The following is a 19698-nucleotide window of genomic DNA, read 5'->3' on the forward strand; positions in this document are numbered from 1 at the left end:
TTTTGGGCCGAGCCATGCCCGGCGGCTCCCGAGGGGTTCCCTGGCCCACGAGCGATCGACAGGCCTCAGTTGCGTCAGTCCTTCCCGCGCGCCATCGCCTGGAACACGCCATCGCGGCGGACCCACAGGTGGAAGAGGGCGGCACCGACATGCATCAGCACCGTGGCGAACAGCACGTAGGCCAGCAGGCTGTGCGCGCTGCGCAGCGCTGCATACAGTGCCGGTGTGTGCGGCACGATCGGTGGCAGGTGCAGTCCGCCCCCCAGCACGATGGGGTAACCCCCCGCGGACAGCATTGCCCAGCCCACCAGCGGCATTGCCAGCATCAGCGCGTACAGCATCCAGTGCGATGCCTTTGCCGCCATCACCTGCCACACCGGAAGATCGGCCGGCAGCGGCGGCGGCCGGTGGCGCAGGCGGTTGTACAGGCGCAGCAGCACCAGCACGCCGATCGCGATGCCCAGCGGGCGGTGCAGGTCGAGCAGCATCGGCCGCAGGTGCAGCGAGGCGACCATGGTCACGCCGATGAACAGCATGGCGATGATCATCACCGCCATCGACCAGTGCAGTACCCGCGCCAACAGGTTGAAGTGGCCATTGCCGGTACTCATCGTGCAGCCTCCTTCGGTTGCGCTGCCGCTCCGGCCGCGCGCTCGCGCTCGCGCCGGTTGAACGACTGCGAATAGACCGCCGACCGCGCGGCCAGGATCGGATCATCACTGCCGCGGATGCCGCTGGGCAGGATCAGCGGGTCGAAGTTCAGCTCGCCGCAGGCGCCCTGTTCCTGCGACTGCATGCGTTCCAGGCTCAGCACGCCTGCCACCACCGTTTCCCGCGCGTCCGGCCAGGGCACCGACGGATCATCGATGGCGTCCCCCGGTTCGGCGATGCTGACCACCAGGTCCCATTGCACCGGGCCGGCCGCCAGCCGGCGCTGCAGGTCCTGGCTGAGGAAATCGACATCGGCGCGCTTGCGGGCGTCGGCATCAAGCTCGGCGACCGGCGTGCGGGGCTGCCATTGCCAGCGCACGGCGCGTCGCTGGCCCTGCGCATTGGTGAACCAGAAGCTGTTGACGCTGTTGAAGCGGGTGTTGGCCCAGCTGTCGGTCCACGGCGCGGTCCGTGCCCATTGCTGGAACGCCTGCGCGCTGGGGTACTTGGCCAGCACCGCCGCCATCTTCTGCGGGTCGGGCTTGCCGGTGGCCGGATCCGGTATCTGCGCCTGCGTCTGTTCGAAAAAGGCCTCCGCCGTCGGCACCGCGAAGAACGGGAAACTGTTCATCGCCATCCGCCATTCCTGACCATCGTCGCTGACCAGCTGCAGGGCGATGCTGCGCACCCGGGCGCTGCCATCGGCCCCATGGGGATCGCCACCACCGATCGACAGGCGGCCCAGCACCGGTACCCGGGCCTGCGAGAACACGCGCGCGCTGGACAGCGTCGGCGCCTGTGCACTGGGTGCGAACCAGCCACTCACGCACACGCCCTTGCTGTGCGCACGGCGGAACCCGGGATGGGCCGGGCCGGTGGCCTCGATGGTGTCGGTGAAGCGTTGCGCGGTGAGGCGGTGGCCGACCCAGCCGGCCAGCCAGGCAAAGCCCAGCGTGATCCCGCCAAGAATCAGGGCGATCAGCGCGATCCAGGGCAGCGGCGAATGACTGCGCGGTGTGCGCGGCCCCTGGCCGGCGCGGGTGTAGCGGAAGAGCGACATGGTCGGAGTCCTGCCTTCACGGAATGTGTGGGTGGTCGACCGACACATCCTCGCAGAACCCGACCGTGGCCGGAATTCAATTTTTCGTCACAACCCGGTGGAGCGGACCCCTGCCCGGCTCCACCCGCGCATCGGCTGTGCTCAGGCGTAGCGTGCCTTCAGCATCGCCCAGGCCGAGCGCAGGGCCAGTGCTTCGCCGCCGGCCGGGCGGCCCGGCCGCTCGCCATCGTTCCAGGCGTACACATCCAGGTGCGCCCAGCGCTGGCCATCCTCAAGGAAGCGCTCCAGGTACAGCGCGGCGGTAACCGAGCCCGCCATGCGCGAACCGGCATTGGCCAGGTCGGCGATGCCGCTGCTCAGGTAACGCAGGTAGGGACGCCACAGCGGCATGCGCCAGACCGGGTCGCGCGTTTCATCTCCGGCCTGCAGCCACTGCTGGGCGACGGTGTCATCGTTGCTGAAAAGTGCCGGCAGGTCCGGGCCCAGCGCGATGCGCGCAGCGCCGGTCAGGGTCGCGAAGTCCAGAACCAGGTCCGGCTTCTGCTCAGCGGCGAAGGTCAACGCGTCGCACAGGATCACACGGCCTTCGGCGTCGGTGTTGTCGATCTCCACGCTCAGGCCCTTGCGGGTGGCGATGACTTCGCCCGGACGGAACGCATCCGGGCCGATCGCGTTCTCCACCGCCGGCACCAGCAGGGTCAGGCGCACCGGCAGCTGCTGGGCCATCACCAGTCCTGCCAGGGCCAGCGCGTGCGCGGCGCCGCCCATGTCCTTCTTCATGTTGCGCATGCCATCGGCCGGCTTGATGTCCAGCCCACCGGTATCGAAGCACACGCCCTTGCCGACCAGCACCAGCGCAGGATCCGTCGCCTTGCCCCAGCGCAGCACGACCAGGCGCGGCGCGCGATGCGATGCGCGGCCGACGGCATGGATGGCCGGGAAATTCTGCGCCAGCAGCGCATCACCGGTGATCGCTTCGACCTCGGCGCCGTGCGCCGCTGCCAGCGTGCGTGCGGCCTCTTCCAGCTGCTGCGGACCCATGTCTTCGGTGGGCGTGTTGACCCAGTCGCGCACGCGCAGGCTGGCGGCGATCAGATCCGCCACTTCCCCGGTCGGTGCGGCAACCAGCTGCGCCGGGTGCCGGTTGCGCTTGCGGTAGCGGTCGAAGCGATAGCTGCCCAGGCCCCAGCCCAGCTGCAGCAGTGCCTGCTCGCTGGCCGGCAGCTCACTGGCGAGCTGCCACACGCTGCCTTCGGGCAGGGCGTGCGGCGCGTGCGCATAGCTGTAGGCATCGCCGCGATCGCCCACGCCCATCACCGCACCGGCCAGACCCTCGCTGCCGGGCAGCAGGGCGATGCTGTGCGAGCCGGCGGTGAAGCCCTGCGAGGCCAGCCAGGCCTGCGTGGCGGCCGGCTGTCCGGCGTTCCAGCGGGCGAACTGCTCGCGATCCAGCACGTACAGCGGCAGTGCGGCAGAAGTGTCGGCGGTGAAGCCCGTGATCTCGCTCATGCGTCAATTGCTCCGGGGTGCGGTGGCGCCGAGGTTGGCGTCCAACCAGTCGGCCAGGCCGGTGAGGGTGTCGAACTGCAGGTCGGGCTGCAGCTGCGGATGGGTCCAGGTGGCGGCGTCGCGGTTGATCCAGCAGCCGCGCAGGCCGGCGGCGATGGCGCCGGCCACGTCCATCTCGATGTGGTCACCGACATGCAGCACCTGCGCCGGGGCCACGCCCAGCCGGGCACACGCGGCATGGAAAATGCTCGCCTCCGGCTTCGCCGCGCCATGTTCGCGCGCACCCAGCTGGAAGGCGAAATGATGGGCCAGCCCGATCCGCTGCAGGTCCGCATTGCCATTGCTCAGCGCGGCCACCGGTACCCGCGCGGCGATACGCGCCAGGGCATCGAGGGCATCGGGATAGCACTCCACCTGGTTGCGCGCGGCATAGAACGCTTCGTAGGCCGGCTCCAGCAGGTCCAGGCTGGCGCCGCTGTTCTGCAGCGCCTCACGCAGCGTCAGCCGGCGCAGCGCGCTCAGGTCATGATGCAGATGCGGGTTGTCGCGGAACGAGCGCTCGCGCAGTTCGCGCATCGCCGCCAGCGGATACATCGCGGCGGTGGCCGGGCTGTGTTCATGCATCCAGTCGTGCAGCACCTGGTCGATGCGGGCGCCGATCGGTGCGAACGGCCACAGCGTGTCGTCGAGGTCGAGGGTGATGGCAAGGACGGGGAAATTCACCCGGTCATTCTACGCCTGCCCGCGCGCGCTTTCATTCCAGCAGGCGCGCCCAGCCCTGCATGCCGTCCAGCCGGGCCAGCACCAGCTTGATGCAGACCAGCAGCGGCACCGCCAGCAGCAGCCCGATCATGCCCCAGGCCCAGCCGAACACCATCAGTGCCAGGATCAGGACCAGCGGCGAGAGCTTCATGCGCCGGCCCAGCACGATCGGGGTCACCAGTTGGCCCTCCAGGGTATGCAGGCCCAGATACGCTGCGGCGGGCAGCAGTGCCTGCAGCGGGTCGCGGAATTCGACGAAGCCCATCAGTAGCATCAGCGCTACTCCGATCAACGGGCCCACATAGGGCGCGAAGTTCAGCAGTGCCGCCACTGTCCCCCACAGCAGCGCTTCCTGCAGGCCGATCCCCAGCAGCATCAGCACGCCCGCGAAAACCAGGCCGACCAGCGTGTTGATCACGCTGATGGTCAGCACATAGCGCGACACCTCGCGCTCGATCGAGCGCAGGATGTCGCTGGTGAAGCGCTGTTGCTGGCGGTTCGGGAACAATGCGATCGCCGCGCGCTGCAGGCTTTGCCCATAGATCATGAAGAACAGCGTCAGCAGGACCACGGCCAGTACCGAGGCGGCCAGCCGGGGGGCGCGGGTCAGCATGCGATAGGGATCGTCCAGCTGGGTCCGGATCACCTGCACCTTGCGATTGCTGTCGCCGCCGGCAACGCGGGCGAAGTTCTCGGCCGCCAGATTGGCCTGCTGCACCGGCTTGGTCAGATCCTGTACCTGCCGGGCGACCTTGCGCAGCTGTTGTGGCGCTTCCTGCGCCCATTCCATCGCCGGGCCGATCAGCTGCACGGCCAGCGAGCTGGTCACGCCCAGGCCGGCACCGAGAACCAGCAGCGCTCCCAGCGCCCGCGGAATCCACAGCTTCTGCAGCAGGCGCAGGATCGGGTTGCCGACCAGCGCGAAGAACATCGCCAGCAGTACCGGCAGGATGATGTCCTGTGCGGCCCACAGCGTGTAGGCCACCGCCAGCGTTGCCAGCACCACCAGCGACATCGGCCCGCGCGGGCGGGTGGGCGGCGGAAGGGCGGCAGCAGACGGTGCGGGTTCGGCCGGTGACGGGGACAGGAGGGACTCGCTCATCGACGTACCGACCGGGAAGGGGAGCCTATTATCCGTCCGCCGCGGTCAACGCGGCGGATGCTGTTCGTCAACGTTCGGACAGTTCGGTGGCCGCTTCGGCAGGCCGCGGTTCGCGCGCCTCAGGCTCGGCAGGTGGCGCGGAAGCGGGTGCCGCGGCAGCGGGAGCGACCGGGTCGGCGGCGGCTTCGGCAGTGTCGGCCGCATCGTCTGCGGTGTCGGCGGCGTAGGCTGCCACGGCGGCAGCCAGTGCTGCCTGGCCGCTGGCCACCAGGCTGGAGACCGAGCCGATCATCTGCAGCCAGCGCGCACCGTTCACTTTGCCCGGCACTTCCAGCTTGCCGGCCACGAAGCCACCGGCCAGGCCGACCACCACGATGCGCAGTGGGGACCAGCCCCGGCGCCAGACCTCGCTGAGCACGGTCCAGTTGTCCTGGGTTTCACCCATGCGCACGGCCACCACCTGTTCGCAACGCTTCACCCGCCGCTGCAATGCGCCGAACTTCATGGCTTGCCCTCCGGAATCTGTACGCCGGCATCGGGATCGTCTTCGCTGGGCTCGTCGAACAGGCCAAGGCGCGACAGCTGGCGCCGGGTAGCGTGCATGCCGGTGTGGTGGAAGAAGTAGGACACCCGCCAGATCGCATAGCCGGTTACCGCGAGGCTGATCAGCGAGGTGATCAGAAGCGCCTGCAGCCAACTCAGGCCCCAGCTCTGCAGCAGGGCGATGAGCGTGGCGGCCATCAGCAGCCAGGCCGAGGCCCCGAACACGATCGCCACGCCCGCCCAGGCCAGGGCCCGGCCGAATGCACTGCGGGCGAGCGCGAAATCCGACGAGGCCAGGCGACGCAGCGAGCGCAGCGTGTGCTTGGCCGAATCGGCGGCGGCGCGACCGGCCGCGCCGACCTGGCGGATGCTCTCGTCCAGCGGCGGGGTGGCCGCCGGATCGGGGCGTTGCGTGTTGTCTTCGCTCACGCCGTGGACTTACTTGTCGCTGCTGCCGCGAGCCAGCTTGGCGATGATCCAGCCAGTGGCGAAGGCAACACCGAACGATGCCAAGGGACGCTCACGGATCAGTTCAGCGGCGCTGTCGATCAGATCCTTGCCCTTGTCCATCAGTGCATCGACCTGTTCCTTGGCGGCAGCGCCGCCGAATTCAGCCGCAGCTAGGCCGGACAGCGCCGTGTCGGACAGCTCGGCCTTGACGTTGGCCTTGCCGATGCGCAGTTCGTCGGTCGCAGCGCCGGTCGCGCCCTTGATCGCACCGCCGGCAGCACTGGCGGCCTGCTTGAGGTGGGAACCGGCTTCACCCAGGTGTTCCTTCAGGTTCTCGGTATTGGTGGGGCTCATCGAATCACTCCTGTTGCGATGGGGGAACGGACGATCGGCTTCAGCCGACAGGGACGTACAGCAATAGCACTGGCCGGGTATAGGGGGTGTTACGGCGGAGCGATCAGCGCATCACCAATTGGCCCTGCTGCTGGCCGTTGTTGCGCAGGATGCGCAGCACCAGGGTCGGTGGCCGCTGCTGGAAATTGGCGCGCCAGCTGGCCAGGTCGGCGAATTCACCCACCGTGGCATCGGTGATGATGTCGCCCTGCTGGAGCCCGTTGCTGGCCGCGCGGCTGCCGCGCTTGACCTCGCTGACCAGCACCCCGCGTACGCCGGACTGGCGCAGCGATTCGGGCAGGTCGACGAAGGTCGCGCCGCCCAGGCGCGGGTCCAGGCTGTCGCCGCTGGCGGCGCGCGCCTGCTCCTTCAGCGTCGCCCGGATCTGCAGCGGCTTGCCTTCGCGGCGCACGTCCAGCGCCAGTACGCTGCCTACCGCTGCCAGGCCCTCCACGTTGTGCAGGGCTTCGGCGCTGTCCACGCGCTGACCGTTGGCGGCAACCACGACGTCGCCCGGCTTCAGCCCGGCCGCCGCACCGGCCGAACCGGCCAGTACCCGGGTGATCAGCGCGCCGCGGGTTTCGCCCAGGCCCAGGCCCTGGGCGATCTGCGCGCTCAGGTTCTGGCTTTCCACGCCCAGGGTGCCGCGCACCACCACGCCATGCTTGACCAGCTGGTCGACCACGCTGCGCGCCAGGTTGGTGGGAATGGCCAGGCCCAGGCCGATGTTGCCGGCCATGCTGCCCTGCGGGTTGAAGCTGGCGGTGTTGATGCCGACCAGCTGGCCCTGCAGATCGACCAGCGCACCTCCGGAGTTGCCCGGGTTGATCGAGGCGTCGGTCTGGATGAAGTTCTGGTAGCCCAGCCCACGGATGCCACTGCGGCCGACCGCCGAGACGATGCCCGAGGTCACCGTCTGGCTGAAGCCGAACGGATTGCCGATCGCCACCACGAAGTCGCCGACCCGCAGCTGGTCGCTGTTGCCGAGCTTGATCTCGGTGAGGTTCTGCGCCGGGATGCGGATCAGGGCGATGTCGGTGTCGCGGTCCGAACCGAGGAATTCCGCCTTGACCGTGCGCCCGTCAGCGAGCGTCACCTGCACGTCATCGGCGTTCTCGATGACGTGGTGGTTGGTCAGCACCAGGCCTTCCTTCGCGTCGATGATGACGCCCGAACCCAGCGATTCGTTGATCCGTTCCTGCGGGATGTCCGGGAACAGGCGGCGGAAGAACGGGTCGTTGAAGAAGGGGTTGCGTACCCGTACCACCTGCTTGGTGTTGACGCTGACCACGGCGGGCATGGTCTTTTCCAGCATCGGTGCCAGCGAAGGCACCGGCTGGCCGGCGACCGAAGCCGGCAATGCGGCGGTGGCCGGAAGGGCAGCCGGCAAGGGCGCGGCGTCGGCGCGGTTGTCTAGGTGGGCGTTGATGCCGGTGGCGACGAATCCACCGAAGGCGGCGGCGATTGCGAGCGTGAGAAGGGTAGGAAGCGGTCGCATGGGAGTCGGTTCGCAGGCGTGGGATGGGGGCCGTTGGCCCATACGGTAAAACAAGCTGAATGAATCTGCCGCGGCGTGGATAAATGCGCGATGAAAGAGACCCTCGTCGATGCGGCGCCCGACGACGGCTGACCCGCCTGCGGTGCGGTCGGCCATCGGCGCTACACCGATAGGGTGTGTCCGCCGGCGTGGTCAGGACACCCTCTGATACTTGCGCAGTTCCGCCGATCCAAGGTGTGCGATGGCACGTCGCGCGTGCAGGTTCCGGCAAGGGGCGTGCAGGCAGCCCGTCGCCGCGACGTGCACCTCAATCCGATGGCGCAGCGCTGAAAAAAAGGGGTTTGTTGCGGATCGACGGTAGCAGCCCCAGCCTCCCCCTACACTACTATCGTCGCAGCAGACGCGATTGCAGGCGTACCACCCGTTCCACGATCGTCATTGTCGGTATAGCATCGCCCCGTTTTGACAATCCACGCCCCCAGGAGGGCAACATGAGCAACGGTAATGGTGTGTCGGTCGTGACCGACGCCGTCGAGAACGCGAAAGAAACCGCCACCAACGTCGGCGAGACCATCGCCCACGCCGCTGAAGACGCAGTGAAGTCGGTCAAGAAGACCGTCAAGCGCGCCCGCAAGGCCGCCACCACCCGCGTCGCCAAGGCCAAAAAGGCCGTGGCCAAGGTCGAGAAGACCGTTGCCAAGAAGGCCGAGAAGGCCGCCAAGTCGGTCGGCAAGACGGTCGCCAAGGCCAAGCAGAAGCTGGAAGCCGCCAAGAAGAATGCCAAGGCCGAAGCCGCTGCCCTGAAGAAGGAAGTGGCCAAGAAGAAGGCCGCTGCCGGCAAGACTGTCGCCAAGAAGGCTGCTGCTGCCAAGAAGACCACGAAGGCCGCCACCAAGGCTGCCGGCAAGAAGGTCGCCACGGTGAAGAAGGCTGCGACCAAGAAGGCAGCCGCCACCAAGAAGACGGTTGCCAAGAAGGCCGCCGCCGCGAAGAAGGTTGTCGGCAAGAAGGTGGCCACCGCCAAGAAGGCCGTGGCCAAGAAGACGGTCGCCGCCAAGAAGGTGGCTGGCAAGAAGACCGTGGCCGCGAAGAAGGTTGTCGGCAAGAAGGTTGCCGCTACCCGCAAGGTCGCCACCAAGAAGACGGCTGCCGCCAAGAAGGTGGTCGGCAAGAAGGCCGCTGCCACCCGCAAGACGGTTGCCAAGAAGGCAGCGACCACCAAGAAGGCTGTCGCCCGCAAGGCTGCACCGCTGAAGAAGGCCGCTGCCAAGAAGGCCCCGGCGAAGAAGGCCGTGCGCAAGGCCGCCAAGCGCAAGTAATCGCGCGAGCGGCGAAGGCCCCTCCGCCCTGCCGGGCGGTGGGGCCTTCTGCGTTCATGGGGGGGACAACGGCCCGGCATGAAGCCTGCGGGGTCGTCCTGGGGCAAGATGAAGTCCCTCCGCTGGAGTTCCCATCATGCGTGGCATCGATTTCAGTTCCTGGCAGGGTGTGCTTTCCACGTTGGCCGGCCTGGTGCTGATCACGCTGCTGGGCGTGGGTATCCGCCTGCTGGTGATGCAGACCCTGCAGCAGCGCCGCGAGCGCGAGAACCGGCAGATCAACGAACGGCTGCGCACGCTGATGGCCGCCTACAAGACCCTGGGCGGTTCGTTCACCGGTGAGCTGGGGGTCGACCCCAGCCATCTGCGCGACCTGCGCCAGCGCGCCCATGAGCAGGGCATCGTCGAACCCGGTTCGGATCGCGCGCGGCGCATCCGCGACGCCGTCGAAGCGGCCTTGTCGGACATCCTGCTGCTGGGTACCGATGAGCAGGTGCGGCTGGCCGCGCGCGCCGCCGATGAGTTGGCGCAGGGACGACCGGTGCACACGCATGAGCTGGTGGTGTCGCTGCGCGATTTTGTCCGCGAAGCGCTGGATCTGGCGCCGATCCCGGCCGATCTGCAGATTCCACGGCAGGGCCCGACCCGGCCCGCAAGCGGCAGCGGGGGCGGCAAAGGCCGCCCTGAAGGCGAAGGCAAGGGCAGTCGTGCGGGCGGCGGCGGAGGAATGGGCATGGGCGCCGGCATGGGCGGGCTCGGCCTGGGGGCCGGCGCCGCACTGGGCGCCGGCACTGCCGGAGAAGACGACGCAGGTACGCGCTGAGCGCCGCGAAGGCGTCAGCGGGTCAGTTCGTAGATGGGTGTGAAACCGCCATAGATCATCCGCGCACCGTCGAACGGCATCGGGTTCTTCGCGGGGTCCAGGCGCGGGTCTTCCATCATCTTCTGCATGCCCGCATCACGGGTGGCCTTGTCAGGCCACTCGATCCAGGAAAACACCACCGTCTCTTCCGGTGTTGCTTTCACTGCGCCGAAGAAGTCCGTTGTCTTGCCATGCGGCACGTCATCGCCCCAGCACTCGACCACGCGCAGCGCCCCGTACTCGATGAAGACCACGTCGCCGCTTCGCGCATGGGCGAGGAACTTTTCCTTGTTGGCGGTGGGAACCGCCAGAACGAAACCATCGATGTAGCTCATTGCCTGCCTCCGTGATGGACCGCACTGCATGTGCGGCCTTCTTCTGTTCGACGAACCAGGGCGCGGCAGATCGACACGGCCGCGATCGAAGCATGCAGGACGTACCCGCGCGCCGCGCGTATGCCAGAGACCGCCTGAATCAACCCAGAAAATTCAGCAATGCGAAGCCTGCTGTTTTCAGGGTGCGTTGTGGCGAATAACGGAGAATTTACATTCCCGATGCGACGGCGCTCCCGCGCTGCTGCTCACCATAAGAAAGTAAAGGTGTACCCCCATGAAGAATTCGCTGATCGCCCTGGCGCTGGCTGCTGCCCTGCCGTTCTCCGCCTCGGCTGCCGAGAACCTGTCCTACAACTATGCTGAAGCCAACTACGCCAAGACCGACATCGACGCGTTCAAGGCCGACGGCTGGGGCGTGAAGGGTTCCTACGGGTTCCTGCCGAACTTCCACGCCTTCGGTGACTACAGCCGCCAGGAAATCGACCACACCAACCTCAAGCTGGACCAGTGGAAGGTCGGTGTAGGCTACAACCAGGAAATCGCACCGTCGACCGACTTCGTGGCGCGCGTGGCGTACCAGAAGCGTGACCTGGAGCATGGCCTGGATTTCAACGGCTACAGCGCTGAAGCCGGCATCCGCACCGCGTTCGGTGCCCACGCCGAAGTCTACGGCATGGTTGGTTACGAAGACTTCTCGAAGAAGCGCGGCATCAATCCGGAAGGCGAGTGGTACGGCCGCCTGGGTGGCCAGGTGAAGCTGAACCAGAACTGGGGCCTGAACGGCGAGCTCAAGATGAACCGCGACGGTGACAAGGAATACACCGTCGGCCCGCGCTTCAGCTGGTAATCGCTGCAGGCGCTCTGCGCCCTGTGAGCATCAACAGGCCCGGCATCTGCCGGGCCTGTTGCGTTCCACGGAACCGAAATGAAATCTGACTGCGGCTGCGCGGTCGATGCTGCATTGCAACGAATTGGATTCCGCCGTTGCAGGGCGCGACCTACGGTGGGCATCCCCTTCCGCCGGATCTGCCTGATGCCGCCCGCCCCCGCCACCCCGCATACCGGAAAGCTGCGCCGCCTGGCGCTGCTGGATCCGCATCCGGTGCTGCGGCTGGGCCTGGAAGTGTTGTTATGTGAGGACAGCGGCCTGCAGGTCCGTGCCAGCTTCGCCAATGAAGCCGACCTGCTGTCGCTGCTGCATCAGCAGCCCGGTTGTGTCGATCTGCTGGTGATCGATGCCCTTCCGCTGGGTGACCAAGGGGTTGGCCTGCAACTGCTGCGCACGCTGTCGCAGCGGTGGCCATCGCTGCCGGTGCTGGTGCTTTCAGCCCATTGCAACGCCAGCACGGTGGTGACGGCCATGCAGGCCGGCGCGCGCGGCTTCCTGTCCAAGGCGACCCCACCGCGCGTGCTGCTGCGGGCTGTGCAGGTAGTGGCCCGCGGTGGGCGGTTCGTGCCGCCGGAACTGCGCCCGCAGTTGAGCCGCTCGCGGGCGCGCCGCATGCCCTCATTGATGCCGCTCAGCCGCCGCGAGCGCGAGGTGCTGCGCCTGGTGCTGGAAGGCTGCAGCACCGGCGAAGTCGCGCAGCGCTTCGGCCGTTCCGCAAGCACGGTCAGCTCGCAGAAAAAAGCCGCCTACCAGAAGCTCGGCATCCGCAGCGACGGCGAGCTGTTCCGCATCCGCCACCTGCTCGAATGCGGCTGAAACCCAGGCTTATTCCCCCTGGTACTGCTTCTCTTCGACCAGTGCCGAACCCGCAACGCGGTTGATCTCGTTCTTGACCTGCACGCGCTCGCCATTGGTACCGTACACGCCGCGCGCCAGCTGGACGAAGGCGTCGTCGAACACCTGTGCCGCTTCCTTGTCGCGCAGCTGGTCCTGGATGTCCCACATGCGCTCGTTGATGGTCTTCAGCTGCTGCTTCAGCGCGGCAAGTGCCGGCTGTGCCTGCAGCTGCTGCTGCAGCAACGGCAGCAGGCCGTCCAGCTCCGTCCGCACATTGGCCAGCTTGGTGGTATCGCCGATGCGTTCGGCCTTGATCTCGAGAATGGTGATCTTGTCGATCAGCTCGCCGATCGATACCGGCGTCAGGATGGCGTCCATGGGTGGTTTCCTGGAAACAGGCGGCCATCATACCGCGCCACTGCCAAGTGGTTTTACGCTGATTTTGCGCCCCCGCCACGGTAGCGCCATCGAACCGTTACGGCCCTGCCATCGACACTGCCGTCCCGGCGGTTGAGCCGCCATTGGATGAGGAATGATGTGCAGTGAACAGCAAGGGGATGATCGCGGCGGTGGCCGCGGCGTTGGCGGGGCTGCTGGGCGTCGGCACCGCACAGGCACAGGTGAGCGGCAACGCCACGTTGACCAGCGATTACGTCTGGCGCGGCAGTTCGCAGAGTGACGGCGACCCGGCGGTGCAGGCCGGAGCGAAGTTCGCGCTCGCGTCCGGGTGGTATGCCAGCGCGTGGGGCTCGAACGTATCGTTCAAGCCGGACAACGGCGCACGCAGCGAGTTCGATCTGGTAGCGGGCTGGTCCGGCACACCGGCCGCGGACTGGACGCTGGACGCCAACCTGACCCGCTACGTGTATCCGGGGACAGCCCGCGCGCTGGACTGGACAGAGTTCGCTGCCACGGTGGGCTGGAAGCAGCGGACCTGGCTGCAGGTCGCGCATTCCAGCGATGCCCTGGGCGGTGGCCATCGCGGTACCTACGCACAGTTGGGCGTGCGCCTGCCGCTGCACGAGCGCATCCGGCTTGAAGCGGCCGTGGGCCACTACTGGCTGACGACCGCGCAGGGGCCGGATTACCTGCACGGGCAGCTCAGCGCCATCGCCACGTTGGCTCCGGCGTGGGAAGTGCGGGCCACCGTGCATGACACCGATACCGCGGCCAGACGCCTGTTCCCGGGCAACGCGGGCGGGCGCTGGGAACTGGCGCTGCAGGGCAGCTTCTAGCGGGCCGGCGCCGCCACGACGGTATCGGCCACCCATGGGCCGGTACCGCGCGGCTCAACCGCGCAGGCGCTGGCTCAGGCCCTTGAGGAAGTTGCGCAGCATCTGATCCAGGCAACGTCGGTAGTTGGCATGCCCGGGTTGGCGGAACAGCGCCCCGATCTCGGACTTGGACACCTTGAAGCCGGCGCTGGCGAAGATGTCCATCAGATCGACGTCGCGCAGCTGGAACGCCACGCGCAGCTTCTTCAGCACCAGGTTGTTGTCGATGCGGGTTTCCACGGCGCGCCGCGGCTGGCTCTCGTCGCGGCCGCGCAGGTGCACGATCAGGCCATCCAGGAAGTGCGCCAGCGCACTGTCGTCCATCGGCACGAAGCCGGCTTCATCCTCGCGCCGCAGCCAGGCCCTGGCCTGCTCGAGATCCACCGCGAAGGCCGGGTCGGCCAGCTGGCACAGGGCCACCACGTGATGGTCGCCCAGGTCCAGGGAGTAGCGCACGCTGCGCAGTACATCATTGTTGATCATGGCCCATTGTAGCGGTCCGGCCGTTGTCACCGGATTGTCACCGGATTGAAGCATCGTGAGCGCTGTTCCGTAGAGACCTCGTCCGATGCGCCGGTACCTCGTTCTCCTCCTGCTGGCGGCCAGCAGTGTTGCCGCCCATGCCCAGGACCGTTTTGTTCCGGTCGAACAGCGGCTCACTGCGGCCCAGCTGGCCGAAGTGGGGCTGAGCCCGGCCCAGCTGCAGGCGTTGAACCGCGTGCTGCGCCAGGCAGAGGCCGCGTCGCCTGCCATTTCCGCGGTCACGGCCGCCCCCGGCGGCGCGCCGCTGCCTGCGAATGTTCCGGCGCCGGCAGCCATGCACCTGGGGCTGGAAGAAGGCCCGGTCAGCGCACGCGTGGTGGGGGAGGTGGCCGGTTGGGCCCCCGGCACGGTGTTCAGCCTCGACAACGGACAGCAATGGCAGGTGATGAAGGGACAGATGAAGCTGCGCAGGGCCCTCCAGGCGCCGCAGATCGAAGTGATCCCGGGCATCGCCGGCCGCTGGTTCCTGCAGGTCGACGAGGATCTGCCGAAGGCCCGCGTGTTCCGCCTGCGCTGAGTGTGCCCGGCGCGAAGACCGATCAGGCAAGGCAGGGTCCGGCCGACGGTGCCAGAATAGGGGTCTCGTTCCTCCACGGAGTTGCCTGATGTCCCGCACCGTCCTGATTACCGGCGCCACGTCCGGGTTTGGCGCCGCCGCCGTCCATCGCTTCGCCCAGGCAGGCTGGAAGGTGATCGCCACCGGCCGTCGCAGCGATCGCCTGCAACCGCTGGTCGAGCGCTATGGCAAGGACGTGGTGCACGCAGCGGCGTTTGATGTCCGCGATCCGATCGCAATGGAAGCGGCGCTGCTGGCGCTGCCCCCCGCATTCGGTGAGATCGACCTGCTGGTCAACAACGCCGGTCTCGCGCAGGGCACCGCTCCGGCGCAGAGCGCCAGCCTGCAGGACTGGACGACGATGATCGATACCAACATCACCGCCCTGGTGACGTTGACCCACCGCCTGCTGCCGCAGCTGGTCGAACGCAGGGGTGCGATCATCAACATCTCGTCGGTTGCCGGTGTCTACCCGTACCCGGGCGGCAACGCGTATGGCGGTACCAAGGCGTTCGTCAGCCAGTTCTCGCTGGGCCTGCGTTCGGACCTGCACGGTACGGGCGTGCGTGTGACCACCATCGAGCCGGGCATGGCCGAGACCGAGTTCACGGTGGTGCGTACCCACGGTGACCAGGCCGCGTCGGACAAGCTGTATTCCGGCGCCAACCCGATGACCGCCGAGGACATCGCCGAGCAGATCTTCTGGGTTGCCAGCCTGCCGCCGCATCTGAACATCAACCGCCTGGAACTGATGCCGGTCAGCCAGTCGTTCGCCGGCTTCCAGGTCGCGCGCGAGGGCTGACCTGCGTGCCTTCAGGGCCGCCCGGCGTGGGTCGGCCCTGCGGGGCCCAAAAAAAGAAAGCCGGGCAATGCCCGGCTTCTTCCGTTCAGACCCGAACGATCACTGTGCCTTGATCGCCATCGCCTGCAGGCCGGTGCCATCCAGCTTCTGCTTGGCTTCGGACAGCTCACCGGCGCTGCCGTAGGGCCCCATGCGCACGCGGTACACGGTCTTCCCATTGATCTGCGCCGACTCCACCCGTGCCGCCAGGCCCATCATCGCCAGCTTGGCCTTGGTGGCCTCGGCGTCGCCGGAGGCGCCGAACGCACCTGCCTGCAGGATGTAGCGCGCGTTGTCGCCGGCCACGGCCGGTGCCGCAGCGGCGGTCGGCGCCGCGTCCACGCGGGCGGCCTGCGCGGTCGATGCCGTGCTGGTCGCCGCCGGGCTGGTCGTGGCCGGTGCAGCCGTTGCCGGGCGTTCGCTCAGCGGGGCAGGCAGCGGACGGCTGGTCGCGGTCACCGGTGCCGTGCTGGCGACACTGGCCGTTGCGGTCGGTGCCGGCGTTGCGGGGACCGGTTTGCCTTCCAGCGCCGCCTGCGCGCGCTGCGCTTCGGCCTTGGCCCGGCGCTGTTCCTCGGCGCGGGTGCTGGCGGCCAGTTCGGCATCGGACATCTCCACTTCCTTGCCTGGCAGCAGGGTGTAGAAGTCGTACTGGGTCGCCGCCGGCTTCTCGGCTTCGGCCGGTTTCGGCGTGGCCGGTTGTGCGGCCGGCTGCGTGCCGACATCGCTGTCGGCATCGGCGACCGGCGCCGGCTGCGCGTTCGGGTTCGGCTGCGGACCGGCGCGCAGGAAGCCATCGCCCTCGCCCTTGAACAGATTCGGCGCCGCCAGGAACACCACGGCGGCGATGGCCACACCGGCGACCAGCCACACCCATCCCGGGGTGCCCTGGCTGCTGCTGTTGCGTCGTGCCTGGTTTTTGCCGCGTCGTGCTGCCATGTGTACTGCGTCTCCTGATGCTTACATTTTTTCCGGGGCGCTCACGCCCAGGAGGTCGAGGCCATTGGCCAGCACCTGACGCGCCGCGCAGGCCAGCGTCAGCTTGGCGTTGCGATCGTCGGCGTCGTCCACCAGCACCGGTGTCCCGTGATACCACGTGTGGAAGGCATGCGCCAATTCACGCAGGTACTGCGCCACCAGATGCGGCTCCAGCGCCACGCCGGCGGCTTCGACCACTTCCGGATAGCGCGAGATCTCGTTCATCAGCAGCAGCGAGGCGTCATCGGCCAGGCGCACGAGCTGACCCAGGCCACTGCCCTGGTCGTAGGCCAGGCCCTTCTCCTGCGCCTGGCGGAGCAGGCTGCACACGCGGGCATGCGCGTACTGCACGTAGAACACCGGGTTGTCGTTGCTCTGCTGGCGGGCCAGATCGATGTCGAAGGTCAGCTGCGAATCGGGCTTGCGCGCGATCAGGAACCAGCGGGTCGCATCGCGTCCAGCTTCTTCGATCAGGTCGCGCAGGGTGAAGTAGCTGCCGGCACGCTTGGACAGCTTCACTTCCTCGCCGCCGCGCATGACGGTGACCATCTGATGCAGCACATACTCGGGCCAGCCCTGCGGGATGCCCACTTCCAGCGCCTGCAAGCCTGCACGCACGCGCGCCAGCGACCCGTGGTGGTCGGCGCCCAGCTCGGTGATCGCGCGCTCGTAGCCGCGCTGCCATTTGGACAGGTGGTAGGCCACGTCCGGGACGAAGTAGGTGAAGGTGCCGTCGGACTTGCGCATCACGCGGTCCTTGTCGTCACCGAAGTCGGTGCTGCGCAGCCACAGTGCGCCGCCTTCCTCGTAGGTGTGGCCGGACGCCTGCAGCTTGGCCACGGTTTCCGCGACCTTGCCATCGGCGTACAGCGAGCTTTCCAGGAAGTAGATGTCGAAATCGACGCCGAACGCGGCCAGGTCCAGGTTCTGCTCATTGCGCAGGTAGGCCACCGCGAAGCGGCGGATCGCCTGCATGTCGTGCGGATCCTTGGCGCCGACCACGAGGGTGCCTTCCAGGTCGACGCTGGCGCCGGCCATGTAGGCTCGCGCGACATCGGCGATGTACTCGCCGCGGTAGCCGCCTTCCGGCCAGCCCTCCTGGTCGGGGGCGATGCCCTGGACGCGGGCCTGCACCGACAGCGCCAGGTTCTCGATCTGCACGCCGGCGTCGTTGTAATAGAACTCACGCTTGGCGTTCCAGCCGTTGGCGTCGAGCACGCGGGCCACGCAGTCGCCGATCGCCGCAGCGCGGCCATGGCCGACGTGCAGCGGACCGGTCGGGTTGGCCGACACATACTCCACGCCCACCGTGCGGCCGTTGCCGGACAGGTTGCGCCCGTAGTCGTGGCCTTCCTTGATGACCGAGGCGGCTTCGCGCTGGTACGCGGCCGGAGCCAGGTGGAAGTTGATGAAGCCCGGTCCGGCGATCTCGACCTTGCTGACGTCCTCGCTGCGCGGCAGCGCCTCGACCAGTGCCTGCGCCAGTGCGCGCGGGTTGCTGCGCGCGGCCTTGGCCAGCAGCATCGCGGCGTTGGTGGCGAAGTCGCCATGGTCACGGGTCTTCGGGCGCTCGACCACGAAGTCCGGCGGCAGGGAGTCGGCGGGCAGGGTGCCATTGGCGCGCAAGGCTTCGATGCCTTGGCTGATCAGGGCGCGGAGGAGATTTTTCACGAGGCCTGCTGTGAGAATGAGCGGCGGAATCGCCCATTTTAGCGCAGATGCCGGCGGCCACGCTGACCGTTGCCTGCCTGTGCGGTCCCCCGGGGTCGGCCGGGGGGCCGGGGCTCAGCCGAACAGGCGGGCCTGGCGCTGGCCCAGCAGGCCACGTTCAGCAAACGAAACAGGGCGGCCTTCGCCCACTACGAAATGGTCGAGCAGGCGGATGTCGACCAGGGCCAGGGCCTGCTGCAGCTCCTCGGTGATGCGCGCGTCGGCCGGCGATGGCTCCGGGTCGCCGGACGGGTGGTTGTGGCTGATGATCACGGCGGCGGCATTGAGCTGCAGGGCGCGCCGCACGACCTCCCGCGGATAGACCGCCGCTGCGGTGAGGGTTCCGGCAAACAGTTCCTCGCACGCGATCAGCCGGTGGCGGTTGTCCAGGAACAGCACCAGGAACAGTTCGCGGGCCTGCCCGCGCAGACGGTGCTGCAGGTAGCGCCCCACCGCCCCGGGATTGTCGCCAACTGCTTCGCCGTGCTGCAGTTCGGCGGCCAGGTACCGGTGGGCCAGTTCCAGGCCGGCGGCCAGGGTGCAGCTGCGGGCCGGCCCCAGCCCGGGCAGCCGTGCCAGCTCGCCGGCAGGCCGGTCCAGCAGCACCCGTAGCGGACCGTGCGCGTGCAGCAGGTCGCGTGCAGTCTGCACGGCATCGCGGCCGCCGACCCCGGAGCCGAGGAACAGCGCCAGCAACTCCGCGTCGGACAGCATGGTGGGACCCCGCGCCAGCAGCTTCTCGCGGGGACGTTCCTGTTCAGGCCAGTCATGGATGGGCATGCCTGCATCATCGCCAGCGGCGCCCGGCGCTCCCATCGGCACTTGCCGCCGATGACCGTCAGCCGATGCCTCAATCGCGCACGGTCTTCAGGTAGTCGAACAGTTCCTGGTTGCTCTGCAATCCCAGCTTGCGCTTGGCCTCGGCCTTCTGCCGGCTGATCGTCTTCGGGCTGCGGCCGCAGCGGGCCGCGATGGCGTTGATGTTCAGGCCCTCGGCGAGCAGCTGCAGGACTTCCTGCTCGCGCGCGGAGAGCGAGACCGGTGTGCGCTGGAACAGCAGGTCGCGCGACTGCAGGTGATGACGCAGCTGCTGTGAGACGAAGACCTGGCCGGACATGGCTGCCGCGAGCGCCATCGGCAGCTCGGCGAAGCCGGCGCATTTGTCGACCAGGCCATCGATGCCTTCGCGCAGCAGCCTGTCCAGCAGTCCCGGGTGGCGCGCTCCGGTCAGCACCACCACCGGCAGGCCCGGATGACGCTCGCGCAGTGCGCCCAGCAGCGCAGGGCCGTCGGGGCCGACGCCGGGCATGGACAGGTCGGTGAGGACGGCATGGCAGGTTTCACGCTGCAGCAGGTCGAGCAGCTGGGCACCGTCGGCCGCGCTGCCGGCCACCTGCATCTGGTGAGCCTCCAGCACGATACGGATGCCATGCAGTACAACCGGATGGTCGTCGGCGATGATGATGCGCGGTTGCACGCGGGATCCTCGGGGAAGCGGAGCGGCGCACCGGAGGTGGCCAGTACCGATTCTGCAAAGCCGACCAGGGCACGGGTATAGGAAAGTTCCGAATCATCGGCGGGTGAAC

The 19698-nt window shown here is 67.9% G+C and carries 23 protein-coding genes; 7 read left to right on the forward strand and 16 right to left on the reverse strand.

Annotated elements, in window-relative coordinates; translation table 11 throughout:
- Positions 1-74: 74 nt before the first annotated feature.
- The 9 genes from ACZLIF_RS01550 to ACZLIF_RS01590 all read right to left on the reverse strand — a co-directional run bounded on the left by ACZLIF_RS01550 (position 75) and on the right by ACZLIF_RS01590 (position 7968).
- Positions 75-611 (reverse strand): cytochrome b, encoded by a 537-nt coding sequence (locus ACZLIF_RS01550; RefSeq protein WP_065182014.1) that lies wholly within the window; start codon positions 609-611, stop codon positions 75-77.
- On the reverse strand, positions 608-1711 hold the full coding sequence (locus ACZLIF_RS01555) for a catalase family peroxidase (RefSeq protein WP_478462277.1): 1104 nt from the start codon (positions 1709-1711) through the stop codon (positions 608-610). The genes ACZLIF_RS01550 and ACZLIF_RS01555 overlap by 4 nt, the downstream gene beginning before the upstream one ends.
- A 141-nt stretch (positions 1712-1852) precedes the next feature.
- Positions 1853-3220, reverse strand: a complete 1368-nt coding sequence (locus tag ACZLIF_RS01560) for a leucyl aminopeptidase family protein (protein WP_053516540.1) — start codon at positions 3218-3220, stop codon at positions 1853-1855.
- A gap of 3 nt (positions 3221-3223) precedes the next feature.
- Positions 3224-3943, reverse strand: a complete 720-nt coding sequence (locus ACZLIF_RS01565; RefSeq protein WP_128987892.1) for an HAD family hydrolase — start codon at positions 3941-3943, stop codon at positions 3224-3226.
- A gap of 31 nt (positions 3944-3974) precedes the next feature.
- The gene (locus ACZLIF_RS01570; RefSeq protein ID WP_053516537.1) at positions 3975-5084 is read right to left on the reverse strand and encodes an AI-2E family transporter; all 1110 of its coding nucleotides are present in this window, start codon (positions 5082-5084) and stop codon (positions 3975-3977) included.
- Between the two features lie 67 nt (positions 5085-5151).
- Positions 5152-5589, reverse strand: coding sequence for a hypothetical protein (locus ACZLIF_RS01575; RefSeq protein WP_053516536.1), 438 nt, complete (start codon positions 5587-5589; stop codon positions 5152-5154).
- Positions 5586-6056, reverse strand: coding sequence for a phage holin family protein (locus ACZLIF_RS01580; RefSeq protein ID WP_053516534.1), 471 nt, complete (start codon positions 6054-6056; stop codon positions 5586-5588). The genes ACZLIF_RS01575 and ACZLIF_RS01580 overlap by 4 nt, the downstream gene beginning before the upstream one ends.
- Positions 6057-6065: 9 nt before the next feature.
- On the reverse strand, positions 6066-6431 hold the full coding sequence (locus tag ACZLIF_RS01585; protein ID WP_053516533.1) for a hypothetical protein: 366 nt from the start codon (positions 6429-6431) through the stop codon (positions 6066-6068).
- Between the two features lie 103 nt (positions 6432-6534).
- Complete coding sequence (locus ACZLIF_RS01590; protein ID WP_053516532.1) at positions 6535-7968, reverse strand: Do family serine endopeptidase; 1434 nt, start codon at positions 7966-7968, stop codon at positions 6535-6537.
- 491 nt (positions 7969-8459) lie between these two features.
- On the opposite strand from ACZLIF_RS01590, the gene ACZLIF_RS01595 reads away from it, so the two are divergent.
- Both ACZLIF_RS01595 and ACZLIF_RS01600 read left to right on the forward strand, forming a co-directional pair.
- Entirely contained in the window at positions 8460-9287 is an 828-nt protein-coding gene (locus tag ACZLIF_RS01595; RefSeq protein WP_128987891.1) for a histone, read from the forward strand.
- Between the two features lie 136 nt (positions 9288-9423).
- Positions 9424-10110, forward strand: coding sequence for a hypothetical protein (locus tag ACZLIF_RS01600; RefSeq protein WP_128987890.1), 687 nt, complete (start codon positions 9424-9426; stop codon positions 10108-10110).
- 14 nt (positions 10111-10124) lie between these two features.
- Here the strand turns inward: ACZLIF_RS01600 and ACZLIF_RS01605 are convergent, their stop codons facing one another.
- Positions 10125-10484 carry a DUF1428 domain-containing protein gene (locus ACZLIF_RS01605; RefSeq protein ID WP_053516528.1) on the reverse strand — a complete coding sequence of 120 codons (360 nt, stop codon included), beginning with the start codon at positions 10482-10484 and terminating at the stop codon, positions 10125-10127.
- A 274-nt stretch (positions 10485-10758) separates the two neighbouring features.
- Between ACZLIF_RS01605 and ACZLIF_RS01610 the strand changes: the two genes are divergently transcribed.
- Both ACZLIF_RS01610 and ACZLIF_RS01615 read left to right on the forward strand, forming a co-directional pair.
- Positions 10759-11331 carry an OmpO family porin gene (locus ACZLIF_RS01610; RefSeq protein ID WP_053516527.1) on the forward strand — a complete coding sequence of 191 codons (573 nt, stop codon included), beginning with the start codon at positions 10759-10761 and terminating at the stop codon, positions 11329-11331.
- Between the two features lie 186 nt (positions 11332-11517).
- Positions 11518-12189, forward strand: coding sequence for a response regulator transcription factor (locus ACZLIF_RS01615; protein ID WP_128987889.1), 672 nt, complete (start codon positions 11518-11520; stop codon positions 12187-12189).
- 9 nt (positions 12190-12198) lie between these two features.
- Here the strand turns inward: ACZLIF_RS01615 and ACZLIF_RS01620 are convergent, their stop codons facing one another.
- Positions 12199-12588, reverse strand: coding sequence for a DUF6165 family protein (locus tag ACZLIF_RS01620; protein WP_128987888.1), 390 nt, complete (start codon positions 12586-12588; stop codon positions 12199-12201).
- 164 nt (positions 12589-12752) lie between these two features.
- On the opposite strand from ACZLIF_RS01620, the gene ACZLIF_RS01625 reads away from it, so the two are divergent.
- A complete protein-coding gene (locus ACZLIF_RS01625) occupies positions 12753-13445 on the forward strand; it encodes a TorF family putative porin (RefSeq protein WP_128987887.1) in 693 nt (230 codons plus the stop codon).
- A gap of 54 nt (positions 13446-13499) precedes the next feature.
- Here the strand turns inward: ACZLIF_RS01625 and ACZLIF_RS01630 are convergent, their stop codons facing one another.
- Entirely contained in the window at positions 13500-13967 is a 468-nt protein-coding gene (locus tag ACZLIF_RS01630; protein ID WP_128987886.1) for a YehS family protein, read from the reverse strand.
- A gap of 85 nt (positions 13968-14052) precedes the next feature.
- Between ACZLIF_RS01630 and ACZLIF_RS01635 the strand changes: the two genes are divergently transcribed.
- Positions 14053-14544 (forward strand): hypothetical protein, encoded by a 492-nt coding sequence (locus ACZLIF_RS01635; protein WP_128987885.1) that lies wholly within the window; start codon positions 14053-14055, stop codon positions 14542-14544.
- A gap of 88 nt (positions 14545-14632) precedes the next feature.
- Positions 14633-15385, forward strand: coding sequence for an SDR family NAD(P)-dependent oxidoreductase (locus ACZLIF_RS01640; protein ID WP_065174225.1), 753 nt, complete (start codon positions 14633-14635; stop codon positions 15383-15385).
- A 99-nt stretch (positions 15386-15484) separates the two neighbouring features.
- On the opposite strand, the gene ACZLIF_RS01645 is transcribed toward ACZLIF_RS01640, so the two are convergent.
- The 4 genes from ACZLIF_RS01645 to ACZLIF_RS01660 form a co-directional block, all read right to left on the reverse strand.
- Entirely contained in the window at positions 15485-16363 is an 879-nt protein-coding gene (locus tag ACZLIF_RS01645) for an SPOR domain-containing protein (protein ID WP_128987884.1), read from the reverse strand.
- A gap of 21 nt (positions 16364-16384) precedes the next feature.
- Positions 16385-18073 (reverse strand): arginine--tRNA ligase, encoded by a 1689-nt coding sequence (gene argS, locus ACZLIF_RS01650; protein ID WP_053516518.1) that lies wholly within the window; start codon positions 18071-18073, stop codon positions 16385-16387.
- Between the two features lie 114 nt (positions 18074-18187).
- On the reverse strand, positions 18188-18892 hold the full coding sequence (gene radC, locus ACZLIF_RS01655) for a RadC family protein (RefSeq protein ID WP_065174506.1): 705 nt from the start codon (positions 18890-18892) through the stop codon (positions 18188-18190).
- Positions 18893-18962: 70 nt separating this feature from the next.
- Entirely contained in the window at positions 18963-19589 is a 627-nt protein-coding gene (locus ACZLIF_RS01660; protein ID WP_053516509.1) for a response regulator, read from the reverse strand.
- Between the last annotated feature and the right edge of the window lie 109 nt (positions 19590-19698).

Source organism: Stenotrophomonas sp. 2201_Sma, assembly GCF_056486685.1.